Origin of the sequence: Psychrobacter sp. DAB_AL43B, from assembly GCF_900168255.1 — a bacterium.
In the GTDB taxonomy this organism is placed as follows: Bacteria; Pseudomonadota; Gammaproteobacteria; order Pseudomonadales; family Moraxellaceae; genus Psychrobacter.
Genome location: NZ_LT799838.1, coordinates 1,965,679 through 1,989,689, shown reverse-complemented (window position 1 = coordinate 1,989,689; position 24,011 = coordinate 1,965,679). Strand labels below are relative to the sequence as shown.

Sequence of the window (24,011 nt, the reverse complement as noted above, 5' to 3'; positions counted from 1 at the left end):
GGTTTCGTTTAATAGTAATTGTGCTCAGTAGCCAATCCCGCCTACCGCTTGTATCTGCCTAGCCGCTGGCGCGCAGTCTATCATGTCTGGTCGCATTCCTGTTATCTCGATACTACGTCCAGCCACAGACTGCAACGCCATCGACGTCAGCAGGATACCGCTATAGTCGGGGCTAAACGACCTTGTTAGGGCTTGGCTGTTCTTGCTAAGCAAAATTATTATTTAGGGTAGGGTGCATTTAATGCACCTTCTACCTGATTTCATAATATCGGTGCGCTAGGCGCACCCTACAAAAGCTACTTTACATAAACAGAATCTTGACTATTCCAGCCACATTTTATACAAATCTCATTTTTAAAATAATGAGTACAGTTTGGATATCCATATATCTTATGAGCACAATTTGGACATAAATCTGTCATCTTTGAGCTATCTGTAAAGTAGGGTGACTCACATTCTACACAGATATTTTTTGCTTTATTCATCATTTATTTACATGCTGAAAATATGATTTCATCCGTAGGGTGGGTTAGTTTTACCAAGTTCTTGTAGAGAATGAGGGTAAAGCGTAACCCACCATTTGGAACGCACTCTACATCAATTTTCAGTTGTTTTTTCGCGACAAGCTTTCAATAGTCATCGGAATAGCTTTTTCACCATCTAAAACTTCTACTAGTCCCTGAAGTATCCTAAGCTGGCTCTTTTCAATATTTTCGTGACCCATAGGTCTATAGCAGTCCCTCTTAAGCTGTACTTCATCGAAATCGTAATTTAGATGTTTTGCAATAGAGTAAAGCAAAGAATTAAATAACTTATCAACCTCTTCATTCCAAATATCTGGATTGCCATATGGTGAATTATTATTTAAATGGTCGTTATATAATTTCCATGCATTCGTAATTTTCTTTTCACCTTCAGACTGATTTCGCTTGCCAAAAAATCTTTTTCCATAGAATTCTATATCAATCATGTTTAATGCACTAACATGTTCTGTAGTTAATCGAGTAGCACGAGTTGACATTAAAATATAGAAGATCTGAAGTTTTCTATTCTTGGATTCTTTAGCTAATTCAATGTATTTCTGAGCTTGTACTGCAAGTATAGGACTAAACAAAACAGCTAAAATCGTAACTATATCTGTAGTATCCATAAGTATACCTAGCTAACTAAAAATTATTTTAATTATGGCAGGTTGGGTGTTGGGGAACGACACTCAACCTACGCTTGTTATAAATTTGACTGTCTATGCTAGTCTTTTGACATAATTATCTTTAACATTTTTACTTATATAGCTGTTAAGACCATTACCAGTGACAGCTAACCTCTTCATTTCAATAATATGAGTAATTCCTGTGGCAAAGTAGTTATACAGATATATTCCACCCCCTTTGAAGTGTATAGTTATTGATTCATCATTAACTTCATATGCTTCTATACCTGACTTATTACTATAGTTACCGTAAATTTTTATCATTAGTATTGCCTCTTGTTTAGAATTTTTTAGAAAATAGTGACTATCAATTTCATTGTTTTTCTTGGACAAGGGGTAAGTTTTAAATTAGAATAGCTGCCTAACGTGGAGTGCTGTTCTATTTTCTTACCACTTGTGGAAGTTGATAGTCTTAACTCCCTGATACCGAATATTCGAGTATTCGTTATCTCCGATGGCATTGATGATTTATCATCAATGCCATTTTATTTTCTTCTATCGTCTACTTCTTGTGCTACCCCCTTATATACACCTTTCATACTACTCATAAATTGACCGGTATCGGCATTCCTTTTAATTGAGTGCTCAGGATTGCTAGGATGCTTAATCTGAGTTCGACCTGTCACTGAACCTCTTCGAGTTCCATTTCCAGTATTTTTAGCCATAAACTGTACCTTTCATTAATGTGAGTGAACTTCTAAGATATACGTGCGGTCTTTTAATTATTCATAATTTACCTCCTCAATTATTTTAATTTCAAGAAAAATCATCTAGCTCTCTTAAGTAGAGAAGAGAGCTAGATAACTGGCTTTCTAAATCTTACATGCACCGCCAGCACAATCATCTTCCATATCCGCTTGGGCATCATTCGCACCATCACGCGTATTGTGATAATACAAAGTCTTCACGCCAAGCTTATACGCGTTTAGCAGATCTTTTAGCAATATCTTCATTGGTACACGACCACCTTCATAACGAACGGGATCGTAGTTGGTATTGGCAGAGATACTTTGATCGACGAACTTCTGCATGATAGCGACCAGTTTTAGGTAACCGTCATTATTTGGCATTTGCCATAGTAGCTCATACTGATTTTTTAGCTTATCAATCTCAGGCACAACTTGCTTTAAGATACCATCTTTTGACGCTTTGATAGAGACCAGCCCACGTGGTGGCTCGATACCGTTAGTGGCGTTGGCAATCTGACTAGAGGTTTCAGACGGCATCAAAGCGGTTAGGGTAGAGTTACGCAGACCGTGAGTGGTGATTTCAGTGCGTAGCGTTTCCCAATCGAGATGTAGCGGCTCTTGGCAGATTTTATCCAAGTCTTTCTTGTACGTATCAATCGGCAAGATACCTTGCGAATAAGTAGTCTCATTAAAGGCAGGGCACGCGCCTTGTTCTTTTGCCAATTTGTTTGAGGCTTTTAAGAGATAATACTGCAACGCTTCAAAGGTTTGATGGGTTAGACCAAGGGCGCTGTCATCTGAATAGCGTACGCCATTTTTCGCAAGGTAATAAGCGTAGTTAATCACACCAACGCCTAGCGTACGGCGACGCATACTGCCATTTTCAGCGGCTTTAACTGGATAGTCTTGATAGTCGAGCAGGGCATCAAGGGCACGGACGATAAGTTCTGCTGGTTCTTCGATATCGCTGACGTTTTCAACTTTACCCAAGTTGACTGCTGATAGCGTACAAAGCGCGATTTCGCCTGCTTCGTCATTGATGTTATCAAGTGGTTTAGTTGGAAGCGCAATCTCCATACAGAGGTTTGATTGGCGAATTGGTGCAACGCTTGGGTCAAACGGGCTATGAGTGTTGCAATGATCGACGTTTTGGATATAGATACGACCGGTGCTGGCACGCTCTTGCATCATTAAGCTAAACAATTCCGTGGCTGGAATTTGACGGCTACGGATTGATTTGTCTTGCTCGTACTTGGTATATAGCTCTTCAAACTTATCTTGATCTTCAAAGAAAGCATCGTATAAGCCTGGGACATCAGAAGGTGAGAACAAGCTGATATCTTGACCTTTAATCAGGCGGCTATATAAAGTCTTGTTAATCTGTACGCCATAGTCCATATGACGGACACGGTTGTCTTCGACGCCGCGATTGTTCTTGAGTACCAATAATGACTCAACTTCTAAATGCCATAATGGGTAAAATAACGTTGCAGCACCGCCACGGACGCCGCCTTGTGAGCAGCATTTAACCGCTGTTTGGAAAAGTTTATAGAAAGGTACACAGCCAGTATGTTGCGCTTCACCGCCACGGATAGGGCTGCCAAGGGCGCGAATACGACCGGCGTTGATGCCGATACCGGCACGCTGTGATACATAACGTACGATGGCGCTAGTGGTAGCGTTGATAGAGTCAAGGTTGTCACCGCACTCAATCAGGACGCATGAGCTAAACTGACGTGATGGTGTACGTACGCCTGACATGATTGGCGTTGGTAGCGAGATTTTGAATTGTGAGGTCGCATCATAAAAGCGCTTCACATAGTCGAGACGTTCGGATTTGTCATAGCTGGCAAACAGACACATGCCAACTAACATGTATAAGAACTGTGGGCTCTCAAAGACGGTCTTAGAAACGCGGTCCTGTACGAGGTATTTACCAGCCATTTGCTCAACAGCAGCATAAGCTAAGTTCATATCACGCCAGTGGTCAAGGTATTCTTCTAATTCATCAAATTCAGCACGGCTATAATCGGCTAAGATATGCTGATCGTATTTGCCCGCGTCGGTAAGCTTTTGCACATGATCAAACAGATGCGGCGGCGTAAATTTATTGTAAGCAATCTTACGTAAGTGGAAGATGGCCAAACGAGCCGCTAAATACTGATAGTCAGGCGTGGTTTCAGAGATAAGGTCGGCGGCAGACTTAATGATGGTTTCGTGAATATCACGCGTTTTAATACCTTCATAAAACTGAATGTGCGACTTTAGCTCAACTTGTGACACCGACACATTATCTAAACCGTGAGCTGCCCACTCGATAACCTTATGAATTTTATCTAACTCGATAGGCTCTAAACGTCCATCACGTTTGGTTACTTGGATTTTATCGATATGTGTCATGCTGACCTCGTAAGTTGATTGCTTGTTAATTATTTAATGATTTAATGATTTATAGTGATGCTGCACGGCGTATAACCGGCAGGCATTCTTTATGACGCTATAACACTCTGTCATGGCAGAGTGTTTTTTTAGGCAAAAAGCTGCCTCTGCTCAGAGTGATACATTAAATCACTGAGCACTACATATAGCGTATTTGTTAGTAGGTGGACACAATATAGCGGGAAAATTTTGAAAATGCTATATTGATTTTAGTATCAAACTATGTTGCTCAGAGGTTGCAACGTGTTCAAATTTTGGCAAAGGACGATGGGATAAGGGTTAGACGGCAATGATAAAAATAATAAAAGTTTTGTAAAAAAAGGCGCGAATTTGCTTTTTATGGTTTGGTCAATTGACCAGCAAGAGTCGCCGTCATGTGATGCATATTTCGGGTGATGATTGTACCCTAGACAACAAAAAATCGCCACCCATATGAGTGACGATTTGGACGAAAAAGGTGCTGGTTTTTTCTAAATGAATATCAGCGTGATTATACGACCATACGTACCGTTTTTGCGCTATCAAGTGCGGCATATAAGATATTTACTTGCTCAACATTGGTTAAATACAAGTTGACACGCACCGAATGAAAGCGACCGGTTTTTGAAGGCCTGACTTCTGTAGATGCCAAATCAAATTCTGGAAATTGGCTACCAAGGATGAGCTTCACCTCATTCAATAAGCTGTCGTGCTCGCCTTCATGACCAATGATACTCAAGGGATAGTTCATTGGGAATTCCCAAAGCTCAGGGTTTTGTACGTCAGTTTTTTTACCTTTGATGTTATCGATATCATTGACCAACTCGCCGATGTTGACCTCTTTTTTAGTCACTTGCTCTTGTTGGTTGTTATTTTTCTTGCTTGAATTTTGATTGCTGAAGTTTTGATTGGTAGTGTCTTTTGGGTCATCGCTCATGATGTTGTCCTTATTTTTTATTGAATAGGGTCAAATATTGGCGCTTAAGTAAAGCACAAAAAAGCTGAGACTCGCTCAGCTTTTTGATAATATTTTGCTTAATAACGTCTTGTCTACTTTATATGGTCTAAGTCAGCTATTTTCAAGAAGCTGGTTTTTATAAAGTAGATTTCTAAAATTAGTCATTTTCAAGGAAAGAGCGTAAATGCTCAGAACGTGAAGGATGACGTAATTTGCGTAGCGCTTTTGCTTCAATCTGACGAATACGCTCACGCGTTACATCAAACTGCTTACCGACTTCCTCTAGAGTATGATCGGTTGGCATATCGATACCGAAGCGCATTTTTAGCACGCGCGCTTCACGTTCAGTCAGGTTGCTAAGCACATCACGAGTGGCTTCACGCAGACCTGCAGCTGTCGCATCGTCAACAGGGCTTGAGATAGTACCATCTTCGATGAAATCACCTAGGTGCGAGTCTTCATCATCACCGATTGGCGTCTCCATTGAGATAGGCTCCTTGGCAATTTTTAGCACTTTACGGACTTTAACTTCGTCCATCTCTAAGCGTTCGCCTAATTCTTCAGGCGTCGGCTCGCGTCCCATTTCTTGTAGCAATTGACGTGAGACACGGTTGATTTTGTTAATTGTCTCAATCATATGCACAGGAATACGAATGGTGCGCGCTTGGTCAGCGATAGAGCGGGTAATTGCTTGACGAATCCACCATGTGGCATAGGTTGAGAACTTGTAACCACGGCGATATTCAAATTTATCAACCGCTTTCATCAGACCAATATTACCTTCTTGAATGAGATCCAAGAACTGTAGACCACGGTTGGTATATTTTTTCGCAATAGAGATAACCAGACGTAGGTTAGCTTCGACCATCTCTTTTTTGGCACGGCGAGCCTTTGCTTCACCGATAGCCATACGGCGCGCCACATCTTTCATGTCGTGGATTTTCATATCGAGCTGCTGCTCGTAATCAAGAATCTTACGCTGTAATAAAATAACGTCGTCGGTGACTTTTTCTAAGGTGCCAGCAAATGCAGGCTTGCCTTTGATACGCTCAATCAACCAATCGACGTTGGTTTCATTACTAGGGAAGGTTTTACGGAACTCTTCACGCGGCATACGACCACGGCGAATGACCAAACGCATGATTTGACGCTCTTGCTTACGCACATCATCATAGACATCATGCATAATCGCCATTACTTGATCTGATAGGCGATTGTTCAGTTTTAGCATCATAAAGCGTACAGCAAGTTGCTCGTAGGCTTCATCAGCTTCTGTGCTACCACGACCATAATCAAGCAAGGCTTGTTTGGCTTTGATAAATAGATTTTCGATCTCTTCTAGACGTAAGCGTACTTCTTCTGGATCGATACCGCTGGTTTCTTCTTCGGCTTCTTCTTCAGTTTCGTCTTCGTCCTCGTCATCATCATCGCGCGCCGCTTTGGCTTTTGCTTTGATAACAGGCGGATTTTCTTTTTCTTCTTTGATGCGTTCTCTTTCTTCTTTCGCAGCCTCTTTTGCCTCTTGGGCAGCGATTTTGTCTGCTTCGGTTTCAGGATCTAGAAAACCGGTGATGACGTCAGAGAGCTTCTTGTCGCCATCTTGTACTTTTTGATACTCGTCAAGGACGAACTGTACCGTACCTGGCCAGTAAGACATCGCATGCTGTACATCACGAATACCTTCTTCGATACGTTTGGCAATAACAATCTCGCCTTCACGAGTTAGTAGATCAACGGTACCCATTTCGCGCATATACATACGCACAGGGTCAGTCGTACGACCAGGATCGGTCTCAACTGCTGCTAATACGGCTGCTGCCTCATCTGCTGCTGACTCATCATCGCTTGACTCATCGTTCATCAAGATGTCATCGGCGTCTGGAGCAGATTCAAAAATTTTAATGCCAACGTCCGTTAGCATTTGTACGATATCTTCGATCTGATCACTTTCAGTGATAGAGTCGGGGAGTTGGTCATTCACCTCAGCATAGGTTAAGTACCCTTGCTCTTTACCCATTTGGATTAAGGTGGCCAGTTGAGATGTGGACTTAGAAACTGACTTATCGTTCATAAATACTCGCTTACTTGCATCGGACATTTTTATATTGTGACTTGCTATCGCTCGCTCGGTGCGTTGATGTAATCAATCGATTCATCAAAATAGGGCGTAAAGGTTGTCAATAATAACAAAAATGAGTGGATATGAATAAAGGCTCAAAATACTACAATCACAGTGCCAAAAAACGGCAAAAAATTAGTAACGCTAAAAAGACTTCAAAATAGTAATACCTAAAAACTCATCATTAAAAAATGCTGGTTAAAAAACTTATACCTAAAATTGTGCTCAATCATGCGGGCTTGTCGTCATTCATCAAGCAGTGCTATAAATATATAGCGACACAGTTTAACACAGACCGTAGTAACCAAGCACGAGGTAGTGATATCTACCGACTGTTTTTTACTGATTATTTACCATCAGTTGAGTGTTTAACACTCTTTTAAGGTCGGCTTTGACTACTGGGTATATTGATTCATAGTGGGGGCAACCGCTATGCTTTTAAAGGGTTGCTTCTTGATAAATAAAAACCAAGGGTAAATATTAAGATTTAACCGTCGCCATTTGTGCTGATTGCTCCGCTTGCTGCGCGCGTAACCAGTCATTTAATAACTGTGATTGTTTACGGACAATCGCCAGTTTTATATTATCGGGGTTCTTGACCAAATCCTGTATCTTTTTCTTCATATGGCGTTCGATAAGCTGACTGACCAATCCTTCGACTAAACCATCAAGACTTAAGATATTACGTGTGGTTAAGGCTTTATAAAAACTGCCCCAATCGCGGCTAAGCATCTCTTGGGTCAGTGGTTTGACATTTGATAAGATAAAATGCGCCGCCGCGTTGGCATCTTTAGGTAAATAGTTGAGACAGCGCTTAATCGTGCTGACGATATCGAGCAAAGCACTATCTTGTAAGTCCTCCCACGCGAGTGGGCGCAATGTATCGGCAGACGCTTTTTGCTTTATATGCGCAGGTAGATGTAATTCATGAATACCGGCTTGCTGCCAAATCGACTCGATAGGATCATCAATCAAGGCGCGCGGCTGGAATAAAAAGCACAGCTGCAATTGCTGACTGATGGTCATCTCACCATCAAAATCTAGCAGCGCGTCTTTGGCCTCGATATTTTGACTACGCTTACCGCCAAGCTTTTGGTAAATATCATTGTTGAGCAGATAACGAAAGCTACTGCCTTTCGGTAATGCGGTGGTCAAGGAGCGCACTTGCGACATGAGCTTGGCTTTACCTTCTACCAAGGTTAAGTCGTAACGCTCACTTAAATAAGCAAAAATATATTGTGACAGCGGCATGGCGTTAGCGATTTGTTCACGCATGGCATCGCCGCCCTGACTTTTTATAAAGGTATCAGGATCATGATTGTTGGGCAGTGTCAAAAACCTTAATTCTTTATCGTCCGCCAGCACAGGTAGCGCAACTTCAAGGGTGCGCCAAGCCGCTTTTTGTCCAGCACTATCACCATCAAAACTTAACGTTAGGGTAGGGTTGAGCGTTAAAAGCCGTGATATCTGACTCTCATTAATCGCCGTGCCCATGGAAGCAATCGCTCCATAAATACCTGCTTGGTAAAGGGCAATGACATCCATATAGCCTTCGACCACCAGCCAACTATCGGCGCGTTGCTGGCGTGATTCATAATAGCCGTATAACACATGCTGCTTATGAAAGACCGGCGAGTCGGACGAGTTGATATACTTGGGCTTCGCTTCATCATCAAGCGCACGACCGCCGAAGCCAATGGTGCGTCCTTGATTGTCTCGAATCGGAAAAATGACCCGATCACGGAGCAAATCATAATCACGTCCGGACTCTGAGCGACGTACTAAGCCGAGCGCTTTTAAACCTTGAATATCTTGCGGAAATTGATGCTCAAGATGCTGCCAACCAAAGGGGGCATAGCCCAAACCAAAAGTTTCAAAGATTTCGTCGCTAATACCACGCGATAAAAAATAATGCTTGGCATGAGGGTGGATGCTGAGATTATGCTGATAAAACTGTTGAATTTTCTCTAAAAGCTCATACAGATTGCCGTCTTCATTGTCGCTGTTATTACTTAAGTCACTGCTATTACCTGCGTCACTACCGTGCAAGCCTACAATATCATCTCCGGCTGTCAACCATGCAGGCGGATAGCTGCCATCACCTTGATAATCTGAACCATAAGCATCCGTTGGATAAGGCACCGAGTCGTAAGCGTCTGGCGGTGGATATTCTTCGTAGCTATTGCTGCCAGTATAAGTCGATTGCTCCGCATAATCCGGCGGTGTGTTTTCCGATGAAGTCTTCGATGTTATTTGTGCAGCGATTGAGGAGTTAGGTGGCGCTTGCGGTACAGGTTTTACAGTTGGTTGCGGTTTAGTGCGCTGATAACTGACGTTTTGTTGCTCTTCTTTTGGCACCTCAATGCCCGTCTGCTTTGATAGCTCGTTGACCGCTTCAATAAACGTTAAGTTTTCATAATCACGCAAAAAACTGATGGCGTTGCCACCGACACTACAGCCAAAGCAGTGATAGATGTTTTTTTGTGGATTGACATAAAAAGACGGCGACTTTTCGCCATGAAAAGGGCAGCAGCCTTTATACTCAGCACCAGCACGTTTAAGCGTGGTATGACGCCCAATGATACTGATTAAGTCAGCTTGGCTATTTAATTGTTCAAGAATATGATTTGGGATACTCATACGAAAAACAGTTTACCATAGGTGTGCGTTATTTTAAGGCAGAACCAATATTGCACGCAGGCAATATAGAATAAAAACAATGAGGCAAAAACCAAAACAGAAAAAATAAGGCCAACTATGTCGTTGACCTTATTTTAGTTGATGTCTGTCAGCATACTTATGCTGAAATAGGATTAATTACCCTCTGTCATATCGATGCTTTCATTTTCAACTGCACCTAGGCGCACACGGCGATTTTCATCAGTCAGACGCAGCGGAGAAGTATTGCTGGTTGGCGCAGCTGTATTGGCAGCAGCGTTGTCGCTCGGCAATCTTAATTGATTGGCATTACGAATGACTTGGGTTTTGGTCGCCCCGTTGTAATTGCCTTCAGCAACTGAGGTGTCCTTGTTAAAACGGCTAAGTTGCCCAAAGGTTAATTTATTGAACAAATTACGGTCACGTTTGGTGTCGAGCTTGACGCGTCCATCAGCAGTTAGTAAATTTGGATAATTAATTTGCAATAGTGTTTTATACTCTTTTGCCAAATCATTTAGACCCAATCTTTCATGACTATAAGCAAGTACGGCGATCGCTTCTGGTACGGATTCACTGAGTGGATAGTATTGAAAGACCCATTTTGCACGATTGACAGCCGCGACATAAGCTTCGCGCTCAATATACCAATTGGCAGCGCTCATCTCGCTTTCAGCAAACTGGTTATAGATAAAGGTCATGCGCTGAGCAGCATCTGGCGTATAAGGACTGTTCGGATACTTATTGATAAGCTCTTGGAAGTTTGCAAAGGCAATACGCAAATACGCGGTATCACGTTCAGCTTGATTGAGCTTAAATAGTTTTAGGCCTTCAGACGAGCCTTGCATGTTAGCCACACCGCGCACATAGTAGGCATAGCTGACCTGCGGATTAGAAGGGTATAGACGGATAAACTGATCTGCACTGGCAGCTGCGGTTTCGTATTTACCACTTGCATATTGTGCATACATCATATCGAGCAATGCTTGTTCAGCATATTGTCCAGTCGGATAAAAGGTACGTAAGTTGGTCAAATCTTCGACGGCTTGGGTATAGCGACCTTTATCAATCTGGGCAATGGCGTTGTTATAGTAACCTTGCTCTGACTTCTCAGCAGTTTCAACCGCATCCACGTCTTTGCCGCCGGTCAGGTTTTTAAACGTTTGACAACCCACCAAGTTGACACTTAGGGCCAGTAAGGTGATTGAGGACAGTTTGATAAACGTATTGCCAACAGCTTGCATACTTCTTCTCCGACACAAGACGTATAATAGCAGTAACGCTATCATACTATATATTAAGATTGATGATAAAAAACGATGCACAGGGCATCAATAGTGGTCTGTTATTAAGTATGCCAATTATCGAGCATACCTGTTATCGTTATTACAACAGCTGAATGAGATAGGGTATATATTAAATCAATCAAACCAGAAGCGTTCATACAATGCTTGCAATAAAAACAGGCCGATAATAATACAGTGCCATAGCATACAGCAAAACATGGCTTACTTTATAGAATAACATTTGCTTCGTCTATTTTTTCGTTATCTATTTTGTAGTTAGGTGCTCCAACCGTTGCTTATTTTTATTAAGCAGTACTTTTTTACCAAGCGACAATTTTTACTAATTTTACTAAGTGGCACTTTACATCTACTACGAGCTTGAAGCGCTTTACGCATTTCTCTTGCGCTCGATAGTTTAGCATGAGCCGCTGTAACGAGCGATATCCAATATCGCTGACATCGACAAATATACAGTAAATTACAGCAATGTTATATTTTAGAGAGTTAACGGCGGATGATAAAAGCTCAATTGAGCATTATAAAATGTTAGATAACGCTCAGCTTTTATAGGGCTTGAACGCTCAGCATGTTACACTATGGCGATATCACTTCTGATTTTTTGACCATGCCTATTTTTAATGGTCAGTTTTTAATAGTCAGTAAGCACCACCCAGTTTTCTTATGAAGTCTCCTTACAGAACAACGTCAGGGACTTTGCCATATATGAATCCGCCATGAATAATGATGCTATGACTACCTATTTACCACCGAATCAATCGCTAGATACTGATTCATCAGCACAAGAGTCACCAATGCCAAATAACGTTTTAAATAATAGTGAGTTACCTGACGACAATCAGACAGCTTTTGATGAGCATATGTACGACGATAGCTTATCCGATGACGAAGTGCTAGATGGCGACCTTGACAAAGAGCTGGATGAAGAATTAGATGACGATGAAGATGAGCACGGCGATGATGAAGCGTCAATAGCGGGGCAGGCAATACCCGTTATTATTGATGTCACGCATACGGTGATAGAAGATGAAGCCGGTTTACGTATTGATAAATTGGCATCAAAAATATTTACAGATTTTTCGCGTGCCCAGCTGCAAGGTTGGGTTATTGACGGCAGCTTGCTTTATAACGGTAGTGTGCAAAAACCAAAAATCCGTGTCAAAGCAGGCGATGTCTTGCATTTATCAACGACGTTGCAGCAGCACAGTGAAGATCAGCCAGAAAATATCGACATCGACGTGGTCTATGAAGATGACGATGTATTGGTCATCAATAAACCTGTGGGCATGGTGGTACATCCTGGCGCGGGCAATCAAACCGGCACCTTGGTCAATGCGCTACTATATCACTATCCGCAGCAGCACCATCTACCGCGTGCAGGCTTGGTACACCGGATTGATAAAGATACTTCGGGGCTATTGCTGATTGGCAAGACTAAGCCTGCGCAACTGGCACTGATGGAGCAGCTAAAAGATAAGTCTGTCTATCGTCATTATCAGTGTGTGGTGGCAGGCGATCAAGCGAGCTTATTGCGTCATCGCCTTATCAATGCACCGATTGGTCGCCATCGTAATCAGCGTACCAAAATGACGGTGATGACGGCAGGGCGTGAAGCAGTCACGCACTTATTAAATGTGACCGCGCTCAATGGCAATTATTGTTTATTGGATGTGGGTCTTGAGACTGGGCGTACTCACCAAATTCGAGTGCATTTGAGCCATATTACCTATCCGATAGTGGGTGATCGGGTCTACGGTGGCCGTCGTCAATTGCGCTCAGGTCTGACAGAAGCGCAACGTCAAGCGATTAGTAATTTTCCACGCCAAGCATTGCATGCTTATACGCTGGGTTTTGTCCATCCAACGACCGGTGAGGATGTTGAGGTTATGACGCCAATGCCTGAAGATATGGAAAAATTGATTGCCGTGTTAAATGATGGCTATGACCCTGAAGAAAAATTATCGTACAAAGGTTATTAAAAAGGCTACTAAATCAGCCGCGATGAACGGTAAGGGATGAATAAGCCATGACTAATAAGCTTCCTATAACATTACTCGCGCAACTGGATGACGTGGCTGTTTTTCAAACGGCTGCTTTCTCAAGCATTGCTGCTGATGCTATATCGAAAAAACATCAGCAGACGCAACAGCGAAAGCAAGCAAGTTATGGCGAGCTGAATTTAGGTTTACATGTCAATGACGATGCAGCTCAAGTATTAACCAATCGGATGCGTTTGCTTACGGCTATTAATGAGCAATTAGCAGCGCCACAAAACTCATCTACTAATAGCCTGCCTATCAGAAGTCTGCACTGGGTTAATCAAATCCATGGTAAGCAGATTCATGATATCGACGCGACAGCGCTGAGCATGGAGCCAATGGCCGCTGATGTGATGCTTAGTCAGCAAGTTGCTTTAGGACTGGCGATAATGACTGCCGATTGTGTACCGATTGTCTTATACCAGCCAACAACAGGGCAAATTGCAGCTATTCATGCTGGCTGGCAAGGGCTGGCGTGTGGCGTTATTAAGGCGACAGCTAAACGTTTTAGTGACAGCGGGCAGATTCTGGCTTGGATCGGGGTTTGTATCAGTCAAGATAATTACGAAGTTGGTCGCGATGTTCGAGATAAGCTGCTGGCAGGTTGCATCAAAAATCAGTCATTGACTATGGATGATATTAATCATTTTGATGAACGCTACGTTATGACTGCTGTGATCAATGCTGAAGCTGATCTAGATATTCAAAGATTACATAAGACAGTTGATAAACTATCAAGTTATGCTAAAGTCAACGAAGAAAAAATTAAGATAAACTTACCAAGGCTTGCTGCCGATCAATTGCAAGCAGCAGGTATCACAGTATGCAATTCGTCATCGATACCTTGTAGCTATGCTGATGATCGTTATTATTCTTATCGGCGTCAGACTCATTTGCAGCAGCCTGCAACAGGGCGTATGGCATTGATTATTACACGCAGTGCTTCCATATAATCACTGAAGCATGGCAGCTGAAATACAGTAATTGAAACATAATAACTTAATTATAATAACTTAATCATAGTAACAGCATCATAATAAATACATCATTCTATTATTAAGAATCACGAGCCTGATGAATCCTCTTATTTTTTATTTCATTATTTACCACCATTATTAGAGTTTGTATGAATACATCTGTCACACCGTCTATAGTATCACCTCATGATGATAACCCTCCCAGTGTATCAATGGCTGTCATTTATCATAGTAACTATGGTCATACCAAGCGTGTTGCCGAAGCAATAGTCACTGGCGCTCGTCAGCAATTACCAGCGGCGCAAGCCAAAGCAGTCGATGTGCATGATGTCGACTGGGAGTTTTTAGATCAGGCCGATCTACTGGTGTTTGGTAGTGCAGTATATATGGGTAGCGTGACGGCAGGCTTTAAGATCTTTATGGATGAAACATCAAAGCGTTGGTACCATCGTAAATGGGAAGGCAAGTGGGCGGCCGGTTTCGCCAACTCAGGCGGACTTAGCGGTGATAAGCTTGCCGTACTCCAACAGATTTGTCTTTACACTATGCAGCATGGGATGAATTGGATCGGTATGCCGCTAATGCCAACAGGTCATGAAGCGCATGATTTAAACCGTTTATCGAGTTTTTTGGGTTTGATGACCCAATCGCTTGATGGTCCACCTGAAGAAACACCAGGAGTGGGCGATATCGATACCGCTATTTGGTTTGGTGATCATTTAGCCAAAACCATTATTAAGCATCAACCCAAGCATGAGCCAACATCTTCAGAAAGCTAGCATAAGCTGCCACTAAATCATTCATAGTTGTTTATTAAACATTAAAAAGCAGATATCAAACCGATATCTGCTTTTTTTTGCTGTGCTCATTTTATTGAGCATTATTTTATTGAGCGTTATTTTGGAGGGTAATAGGTGAAGCTGGAACAGTTTTAACCAAAATGTTTTTGATAGGAGCATTTTTGACAGGAATCGGACTTTCGACAAATTGAAATGATTGGCAACCTGTCATCAATAGGACAGCTGTAAATACATAGCTCAGGGTTAACGACTTCATAGTGGTATCTCAACAGGGAATCGGCGACGCTAAAATAGCGCCTATCATAAACAAAATAGAGCGTTGTGCAAGCGCTTGTTTCATAGCAATGTAAAGGTAATGCTGAATGTAGAAGATATGATGACTTGAGCCTATGTATCTATTATGTACGGTCAAAACTATTAATTAGAGGTAATAAGCTGAATTTTTGAGATTTATCCATAACTATGTGTCTCTCATAGAAAGAAAAATCGCCATTCTATATTTCCTTAGTTATTGTTTTCCAAGGGATTCGTTATATTATTTATAATTATAATATATAAAAACATATTAATTTAGTAGAGATTGGTACCGATAAATAGGTTCTTTAAGTTTTGTAAAAAAATGAGGGCAATGAGTTACTATTTAAGTAATAGAGGCGAAATAGTCTTACATTAGTGAGGTGGGCAGACAGTATTTAGTAACTATTTGGTTTTTGATTACCATTTACTAGATCTTTTAGTGAGCTATACAATTTTTTAGTGAGCGGTAAACAGAGTAGTAAAACAGATAATCATAAAAATTTAGAGCAATATTAAATGTCATGCGCCATCAATTATTAAAACACCCTAGGTGCCAGCTATATGAGGATATTATGAAGCCACTTTCTGTGATGTTATCGATGCTTGTCATTGGTATTACCTCCAGCGCCGCGATGGCTGAAGGTGCTGACCTTGTTAATGCTAGCTTGCCCAATGCTAGCTTACCTAATATAAGTCCAGCCAATAGCGAGCTTGTCAACCGAGGTGCCTATATCGCCCGTGCTGCTGACTGTATGGCATGCCATGGTGAAAGTTATACGGGCGGTACAGCGATTGAAACGCCGATGGGAGAGATCTACTCAACCAATATTACCCCATCTAAGCGTTACGGTATCGGTAAATATACCGAGAATGATTTAAAAAACGCTCTGCAAAAAGGCCGCGCGCCGAACCATATGCTATATCCTGCTATGCCATATCCTTCCTATAACGGCATGAAAGAGGAAGATATCAGCGCGTTATTTGCCTATCTGCAAACGGTGCCAGTCGTCGACGAAGCGCCCAAGCAAAAAACCGACTTGCCATTTCCGTTTAATATTCGTGCGCTCATGCTTGGTTGGAACTTTTTAAACGTCCCTTCTACCGAAAAGCGTGACGGTCTCAATGAAACGCAGCAACGTGGCGAATATATTGTCAATAATCTAGAACATTGCGGTACTTGCCATACACCGCGCAACAGCACGATGGGTTTTGATAAAAAAATGTATTTGTCGGGCGCTCAACTTGGTAATTGGCATGCACCAAATATTACACCTGACGAGTCGAGTGGTATTGGTAGCTGGAGTGAGCAAGACATTATCACTTATCTACGTACCGGTGAGCTTGACCAGCGCGCTTATGCTGGTGGTCCGATGGGTGAAGCGGTCGCGCACAGTACGCAGTATCTAAAAAATGAAGATTTGAGTGCGATTGCCTCTTATCTAAAAGCAGTACCTGCCATTCAAACGGATGATAAGCTCTCTGCTGTCGATGTCTCACGTTTGCCCACCCGCGTTAGCGAGTCTATCACCCATGACTTACTTGCTCAAAAAGATTATTTGGCGCAAGCAAAAACAGAAGTAAGCAACGGCAGTAATTCACCAAAATCTTTATATTTAGCGACTTGTGGTAGCTGTCACGGTGTAGATGGCTATGGTCAACCCGATGCTCAATATTCTCCTATCGTAGGTTTAAGTAGTATCCGCCGTGATAAGCCTGATGCGCTAGTAAACATCATTCTTCATGGAGTGGTAGGTAGTACCAATACCTCACCTATTATGCCTGCATTTTCTGATCAACTAGATAATGAGCAGATTGCCAGTATCGCCAACTACGTACGTGTGAACTTTGGTGGTCTTGCGAGCAGTGCCGTAAGTGCGGCGGATGTCGATCGTATCGCAACCACTGGTGCTGATAAGCCTTTTTTAATTAAGTATGCTGGCTTGCTTGCGATATTAGGCATTATTGTGGCTATTGCGGTCATTATATTTATTGTTCGAGCCATCATACGTAATAGACGCCGTCGTTAATTTGAATGTTTATATTCAATCAGACAGCACAGCAATGAATCTTATAAACGCATTTTACATGCTTATTATCAGACAAGAATTAAGGGCAGCAAGGTAGAGCGCTACCACTTAGCAAATAGACGCAAAATTAAGCCAAGTAGATTAATAGAATAAGTCGTTATTAATAAAAAGAGCGCCTACTGTCATGTACCAACGTCTACTTTAAGGACATTATTATGAAAGACATGCTTCAATCACCCACGCGGCGTCAACTGCTCTCGATGATTGGTAAAACAGCAGGTGCAACCGCGATGTATCAGGCAATGACTACCTTAGGATTTGCCTCAGAATCGAGTTTTAAAGAAACCATGGATTTAAAGGGCGCGCCTGCTGGTGCTACTATTGTCATCCTTGGCGCCGGTCTTGGCGGATTGACTGCGGCGTATGAGCTGCGCAAAGCGGGTTATGATGTCAAAGTACTTGAGTTTCAAAACCGTGGTGGCGGTCGTAGCTGGACGCTGAATAGTGGTGATAAATATACCGAGCTTGGTGGCGAAGAGGTCACTTGTGATTTTGAGGAAGGCAATTATTTTAATGGTGGACCATGGCGTTTACCAAGCCATCACTACGCTGTATTTCATTACTGTAAACAGTTCGGCGTTGAGATGCAGCCATTTATACAAACCAATGATCGGGCTTATCTGCATCGCACCGATCACTTTGGTGGTGTACCGCAGCGTTTGGGTGATGTAAAGAACGATATCCAAGGTCATGTATCAGAGTTATTATCAAAGGCAGTAAATGTTGGCAGTCTTGATCGCTCAGTAAACACTGAAGACAAAGAGAAGCTACTCGAAGGCTTAAAAGGCTGGGGTGTGCTGGATAAAGACTATCGTTATAGAACCAGTCACGAAACCAGTAAACATCGTGGTTATAGCGTGCTACCGGGTGGCGGGTTAATGCCTAATGAAAAGCCCTCAAAAGTTTTACCGATGAATGAATTATTAGATTCAGGCATGTGGGCAGATATTTATAGCAACCACAACGTCTATGTCCATCAACCAACGATGTTCCAGCCAGTGGGTGGAATGGGTAAAATCGGTGATGCATTCACGCGTGAGTGCCGCGATATGATTGAATTCAATGCCAAAGTTACCAAGATTCATCAAGACGAAAGCGGCGTAACCGTCGACTATGTAGACAGCAACAGTCCAGATGGTGCTACTAAGACCATTCGTGCTGATTGGTGTATCTGTAATATTCCATTAACTGTACTGACGCAGCTTGATATCAACGTTTCAAAACCGATGAAACAAGCGATGGCAGCCGTACCTTATGATACGTCTTATAAAATCGGTTTAGAATTTAATCGCCGCTTTTGGGAAGAGGATGAGTGGATTTACGGCGGCTTAACCTATACCAATATGCCTATTACCCAAATTTCTTATCCTTCAGAAGATATGTTTAAAGATGGCTCTGGAGTATTGCTAGGCGCTTATGGTTTTGGTGCAACGTCATATAAGTTTAATACGTTGACCCCGCAAGAGCGTATCAATGTGGCACTTGCTTACGGAAAATATATCCACCCACAGTATCCAAAAGAATTCCGTGCCGGAACCTCAGTCGTTTGGCATCGTATCCCGTGGACGCTTGGCTGCTACGGTATTTGGAGCGAGTCAAGTCGTGAACAACACTACGATACCTTATGCAGTATAGATAACCGTATTGTGCTGACAGGTGAGCATTGCTCGCATATTCCAGCGTGGCAGGAAGGAGCTATTTTATCTGGCATGGATGCGGCTAAGCGCCTGCATAAAAAAGCAAAAATGCTAGGTTAATAATGCTTAAGTAATATGGATAACGATAATAAATTCAGAGGCTATCATGGACAATCCAATCGTGAAAAAAGCAATCATGACACCTAAAATGCTGACGGTTATAGTGCTGAGTGTGATAGGTAGTACTGTATTAGTAGGTTGTAGTCAACAAGTAGATGACGTAGAGACTGTGGCTAGTAAACACGATGCAGCACAAGCTCCTGACTACCAAGCAAGTCGAAACACGGGCAGTTGGGGCGGTGTCTATATGAGTCGTGAGGAGCTAAAAGCGCCGGTTATCAATGTTGTTGATGACAGCTCACTACCTAGTATGGAAAACGATCCAAGTATCAGCGAGTGGGAAGCGAAGTTTGAAGGCACCAATGCTTTTGTGACTACGGATGGCAAAAAACTTTATCATGACTCATGTGCTGGTTGCCATATGCATAAAGGCGAAGGAGCGCAGGGGGCGGGCTATTATCCACCACTAGCAAACAATAGCAAGATGCAGTCAAAATACTACATCATTGATATTTTGATTAATGGCTTTCGTGGTATGCCGTCATTTCACATGATGATGAATGATGAGCAGATGGCTGCTGTTACTCAGTACGTTGTGAGTGATTTAAATGGTTTCACCGATACAGTTACTGCCGAAGATGTGGCAAAGCTTAGACATGCTAATCCGCCGGGCTATGACCCAAGTGAATGATCCAAGTAAGTGATCCAAGCGAATAGATGTAGGTGTTTTTAATCACTCTAAATAACTACTATTTTTTTAACCATAAAAAAGCGCCTAAACTATCGGGCGCTTTTTTGTGATTAAGACGTTATAAAGTTTTAGCTTTATCTGGGACTGGCTGACCATACAGGTGAGCGGATGACGCCTTGCCCAGATTTACCGAATGATTCGCCACCGTTCAATGATTTAATGGTCAATACACCTTTTCCACCTTGCTTTGAAGCATAAACAACGCGCTTACCGTTAGGCGAAAAGCTCGGTGCTTCGTCGATACCCGTATTTCCCAAATTAGTAGTGACGGCACCGCCGCTATTCATGATAGCGGCTGAGCGACCACTTAAAAAAGCAATTTGTGAACCATCGCTACTGAATTGTGGGCTGGTGGCATAACCACTATTTGACACCTTGGTCGTACGTCCTGAGCCAAACTCATAACGATAAATCTGTGGTTTATTAAATCCTGCTCGATCACTAACGAACACAAAAGATTTACCATCAGGCGCATAGCTTGGTTGCACTTCACTGCTTGGCCAATTGGTAATTCTTCTAGGTTGACCGCCACTGGCGCTCATCTCGTAAATATCAGCACTGCCTTCAAAGCTGCTTGAAAATAGTATTTTGCTGCCATCTGGTGAAAATGAGGGACTTAAATTACTACCAGGGAAGGGCGTTAATGGTGTCGCACTACCACCGCTCACGCTTTGTACGTAGATAACAGGATACGATTTATCGCGTTGTACCGAATAAGCGATACGGTTGCCATCTGGCGACCATGTCGGCGAGAAGATAGAGCCTGCCACTTCAGTAATAGTTTTGGCGTTTTCACCATCAGCATCCATTACCTTTAAGCGCGATACTTTCTCTTTTCCTGCACCAACCTCTTCGATATAGGCAATACGCCCTGAGAAGTCACCTGGAACACCCGTAATCAGCTCATAGACTTTGTCAGCGATGACGTGACCGGCGTAACGCATGCTTTCTTTATTGCTCTCAGTGGTTAAGGTTTGCTTACCTTCTATTACGCGACCAGTTTTAACCTCAATCACTTCATAATCAGTCACGATCTTACCGCGATTACTACGAGTGCTACCAACCACGAGATAAGGAATACCCATACTTTGCCATACGGGCAATGTACCTGCCAGCTCGCTACTACTGCGTGGCTGTTGTGGTAGATTTTGGTTGGTAACTTTTAGTTCAGTTTTGCTCAAATCATTGAAAATAATAGGCGATAAAACAGAGTCGCCAGCAAACGGCACAAACGCAACTTGGCTTTGTTGGACTGGAATCTCATAATCCAATTCTAAAACGACCGGTGCCGCAAATACACTGGGAGCAGCTAGCAAGCTTGAGGTGCAAGCAAGTAAAGAGAGGAATAGTTTTTTGTGGGTACGCATGACCAAGTCGAACTCCTAAATTAGGGTAATCATAGTTTTTTATAAGCGGTAAGTTGGATATTAAGGTAAGGCAATATGTCTGGCCGCGCAAGTCGCTTAAGGTAACGTTATCAATAATATAAGGATTGAGCAACCGATTAATTGCTACCCTTAAACTGTATGGTAAAAGTGGGGTATTTAGGATCATCGGCATCAATTGGTAAGCTACCCGTGTCCAGAACGGCTTGTTTGGCCGCTTCATTAACGGCGCTATCAGGTCCAGAAGCGGTGACGTTGACGATATTACCGCTAGCATTGACGGTAATCGTTAGCGTGGCACGTTGAGTTGAGCCTTTCGCTGCTATCGGTGGATTGTAATTACGCTTGATTAGGTTAATGATTTCGCTGTTACTTGCGCCGCGAGCACCGCTTGATGCTGAGCGACTACTTCCTTTTGATGTGCTTGAAGTTGCTGTATCACCAGATAGAGTCGATTGCCCGTCATCTGATAAGCTAAATTTTTGACTTGCACTACCAGAGCCACCCGTATTAATTTCTATATTTCGATCCGTAGCAGTGGGGCGTTTAATCTTAGGAGGATTGTTTTGTTTATTACGAAAATCGCCAAGCCTTTTTTGCTCTTCGATAAGTTGCTGTCTTTTTTCTTTTTCAACTTGGTCATGTTCTTCTAGCACTGATTCATCTAATTGTGCTGCCCACTCAGCCATTCCGCGTTCATACTCTTGGTTTTGCTCAAGCAAGCGTTGATGCTGCTCTTCACTCATAAGCATAGGGCGACTAGCAGGATCATCAGAGCGCGTAAAAACGGGCACGCGCTGGGAGTTTTGTTGAGTAGGATTTGGAGTGCTAACGCTACCGTCAAAGGATTCTGTTTGCATAGAGCTTGATGCGCCGCTCGCACTACTATCCGCTTGCATCGCACTGGCGGCTGCAGCACGATTGGCAAGTATCTGTCCTTGCATCTCAGCTAATTGCTCAGGTGAAACCATGACCGTCTCAATACTGCCAGCAGTCTCTACTTCCATATTTTGATAGGTATAGATGAGTATTCCAATCACGAGACCATGGGCAAGCAAACTGAGTAGCGTGGGCAAGGTCAGCCCATTGCCTTCGGGTTGGGTCGGTACATAAACGACAGGAGCATTATGCATGACATCTATACTCAAAAAAATGATACTCAAGAACGTGGCAATCAAGAAGGCAAAACTCAATAGAGGATTTCATCAGATTATCTACTTTATTATAACCAGCTAAATTAAACATGCAATTTATTACAATGAAGGGGTAGGCAGGGGAGCGCCAGTCAATAGCCCGACCTTTTGGATACCGGCTTGTTGTAAAGTAGCCATTAGCGTCATGATGGCGCCATATTGATTGTTTTGATCAGCATTAATCATCACTTGTACCGGCTGAGCGCCTGCATCACTGCTTTGGCTTTGCAAAGTAGTTAGCGTATCAATCAGCTCAGGCTCACTAACAGGTACATCAACCTTGCTTTCATAACTGATAAAAATCTCGCCATTATCAGTTAAAGAAACAATCACTGGCAACTGGCTTTGACTCATGGTATTGGTTTGCTCTTTTGGCAAATCAACATCGACACCGGTAATCAGCATCGGCGCTGTGACCATAAATATCACCAGCAACACCAACATCACGTCGATATAAGGAACAACGTTCATCTCCGCATTTAGCGCTTTTTTCTCACGGCGATAGGGACTTTGTTTCATAGACCAGCTACCTGAGTACTTTGATTGACTTGGTTTACTTGAGTGCTAGGTTGTGGGTTTTCAATACTGGTTTCGCGTTGTAGCATACCGGTCATCTCATCGCAAAATAACGCGCGTGAATCATATAGGCGACTGGATTTGGCCGTAAAGTGGTTATAAGCCAGTACAGCAGGAATAGCCGCAAACAAACCCATAGCAGTTGCAATCAATGCTTCAGCGATACCAGGGGCGACAGTGGCTAAGGTAGCTTGCTCAGTTTGTGATAGCCCCAAAAATGCATTCATAATCCCCCAAACGGTACCAAATAAGCCAACGTATGGCGCAACTGAACCAATGCTTGCGAGCGTCGTCAGTCCTGACTCTAAGAGTTGTTGTTGACGTCCTAAGCCAACTCTTAGCTTGCGCTCAACGCCATCAATGATGTCGTCTTTAGGTTGGCGTTTCTTATGCATTCTTAAGTATTCAGAAAACCCAACATAGAAAATCTGCTCAAGCCCTTGGCGCTCAGGTGACCCTTGAATCCCTTGATATAGTTTGGCTAAATCTTCACCTGACCAAAACCAAGTTTCAAACTGTTGGTCAAAGTTTTTGGCGGTACCGAGCCGCGCACTCATTCGAAAAATAATGACCCAACTGAGCAAAGAGGCTAATAATAATAATGCCATCACAATCTGTACCAGTAGACTGGCTTGGGTGATAAGGTCGATAATATTTAATGATTCAGGCATGTATTGAACTCATGGATAATTGATAATAGTCAATCTAAGTGGCGCTTTTATCTCAACCCACTAGTGTACTGTTAAACTAGATAAATATCACTAATAATGTGCTAATTACACAATGATGATTTTTT

At 42.6% G+C, this 24,011-nt stretch carries 18 protein-coding genes; 6 read left to right on the top strand and 12 right to left on the bottom strand.

The annotated features are described in order from the left end of the window. Positions 1–604: 604 nt before the first annotated feature. From DABAL43B_RS08595 to DABAL43B_RS08560, 8 genes are all read right to left on the bottom strand, one after another. Positions 605–1,150: a DUF6680 family protein gene (locus DABAL43B_RS08595; RefSeq protein WP_079691981.1), complete on the bottom strand. Its 546-nt coding sequence runs from the start codon at positions 1,148–1,150 to the stop codon at positions 605–607. 93 nt (positions 1,151–1,243) lie between these two features. Then, a complete protein-coding gene (locus tag DABAL43B_RS08590) occupies positions 1,244–1,474 on the bottom strand; it encodes a hypothetical protein (protein WP_079691980.1) in 231 nt (76 codons plus the stop codon). A gap of 221 nt (positions 1,475–1,695) precedes the next feature. Beyond that, positions 1,696–1,836: a hypothetical protein gene (locus DABAL43B_RS08585; protein ID WP_264753813.1), complete on the bottom strand. Its 141-nt coding sequence runs from the start codon at positions 1,834–1,836 to the stop codon at positions 1,696–1,698. 186 nt (positions 1,837–2,022) lie between these two features. Continuing rightward, the gene (gene nrdA / locus DABAL43B_RS08580) at positions 2,023–4,299 is read right to left on the bottom strand and encodes a class 1a ribonucleoside-diphosphate reductase subunit alpha (protein WP_079691978.1); all 2,277 of its coding nucleotides are present in this window, start codon (positions 4,297–4,299) and stop codon (positions 2,023–2,025) included. Positions 4,300–4,828: 529 nt separating this feature from the next. After that, positions 4,829–5,128: a YbeD family protein gene (locus DABAL43B_RS08575; protein WP_413771842.1), complete on the bottom strand. Its 300-nt coding sequence runs from the start codon at positions 5,126–5,128 to the stop codon at positions 4,829–4,831. A gap of 304 nt (positions 5,129–5,432) precedes the next feature. Continuing rightward, positions 5,433–7,346: an RNA polymerase sigma factor RpoD gene (gene rpoD, locus DABAL43B_RS08570; protein WP_079691976.1), complete on the bottom strand. Its 1,914-nt coding sequence runs from the start codon at positions 7,344–7,346 to the stop codon at positions 5,433–5,435. A 528-nt stretch (positions 7,347–7,874) separates the two neighbouring features. Further along, a complete protein-coding gene (locus DABAL43B_RS08565; protein WP_079691975.1) occupies positions 7,875–10,034 on the bottom strand; it encodes a DNA primase in 2,160 nt (719 codons plus the stop codon). 173 nt (positions 10,035–10,207) lie between these two features. Continuing rightward, positions 10,208–11,293, bottom strand: coding sequence for an outer membrane protein assembly factor BamD (locus tag DABAL43B_RS08560; protein ID WP_079691974.1), 1,086 nt, complete (start codon positions 11,291–11,293; stop codon positions 10,208–10,210). A gap of 791 nt (positions 11,294–12,084) precedes the next feature. Here DABAL43B_RS08560 and DABAL43B_RS08555 point away from each other — a divergent pair. From DABAL43B_RS08555 to DABAL43B_RS08530, 6 genes are all read left to right on the top strand, one after another. Next, positions 12,085–13,332, top strand: coding sequence for an RluA family pseudouridine synthase (locus DABAL43B_RS08555; RefSeq protein ID WP_079693082.1), 1,248 nt, complete (start codon positions 12,085–12,087; stop codon positions 13,330–13,332). Positions 13,333–13,379: 47 nt separating this feature from the next. Further along, complete coding sequence (locus DABAL43B_RS08550; protein WP_079691973.1) at positions 13,380–14,345, top strand: polyphenol oxidase family protein; 966 nt, start codon at positions 13,380–13,382, stop codon at positions 14,343–14,345. Positions 14,346–14,518: 173 nt separating this feature from the next. Next, on the top strand, positions 14,519–15,148 hold the full coding sequence (locus DABAL43B_RS08545) for a flavodoxin family protein (RefSeq protein ID WP_079691972.1): 630 nt from the start codon (positions 14,519–14,521) through the stop codon (positions 15,146–15,148). 890 nt (positions 15,149–16,038) lie between these two features. Continuing rightward, entirely contained in the window at positions 16,039–17,493 is a 1,455-nt protein-coding gene (locus DABAL43B_RS08540; RefSeq protein WP_079691971.1) for a cytochrome c, read from the top strand. 215 nt (positions 17,494–17,708) lie between these two features. Then, positions 17,709–19,310, top strand: a complete 1,602-nt coding sequence (locus tag DABAL43B_RS08535; RefSeq protein ID WP_079691970.1) for a flavin monoamine oxidase family protein — start codon at positions 17,709–17,711, stop codon at positions 19,308–19,310. Positions 19,311–19,356: 46 nt separating this feature from the next. After that, a complete protein-coding gene (locus tag DABAL43B_RS08530) occupies positions 19,357–20,001 on the top strand; it encodes a c-type cytochrome (RefSeq protein ID WP_079691969.1) in 645 nt (214 codons plus the stop codon). A gap of 134 nt (positions 20,002–20,135) precedes the next feature. Here the strand turns inward: DABAL43B_RS08530 and DABAL43B_RS08525 are convergent, their stop codons facing one another. From DABAL43B_RS08525 to tolQ, 4 genes are all read right to left on the bottom strand, one after another. After that, positions 20,136–21,428, bottom strand: a complete 1,293-nt coding sequence (locus DABAL43B_RS08525; protein ID WP_079691968.1) for a PD40 domain-containing protein — start codon at positions 21,426–21,428, stop codon at positions 20,136–20,138. A gap of 137 nt (positions 21,429–21,565) precedes the next feature. After that, positions 21,566–22,579, bottom strand: a complete 1,014-nt coding sequence (locus tag DABAL43B_RS08520) for a cell envelope integrity protein TolA (protein WP_079691967.1) — start codon at positions 22,577–22,579, stop codon at positions 21,566–21,568. Positions 22,580–22,699: 120 nt separating this feature from the next. Then, positions 22,700–23,158 (bottom strand): protein TolR, encoded by a 459-nt coding sequence (tolR, locus tag DABAL43B_RS08515; RefSeq protein ID WP_079691966.1) that lies wholly within the window; start codon positions 23,156–23,158, stop codon positions 22,700–22,702. Then, a complete protein-coding gene (gene tolQ / locus DABAL43B_RS08510) occupies positions 23,155–23,886 on the bottom strand; it encodes a protein TolQ (protein ID WP_079691965.1) in 732 nt (243 codons plus the stop codon). The genes tolR and tolQ overlap by 4 nt, the downstream gene beginning before the upstream one ends. Between the last annotated feature and the right edge of the window lie 125 nt (positions 23,887–24,011).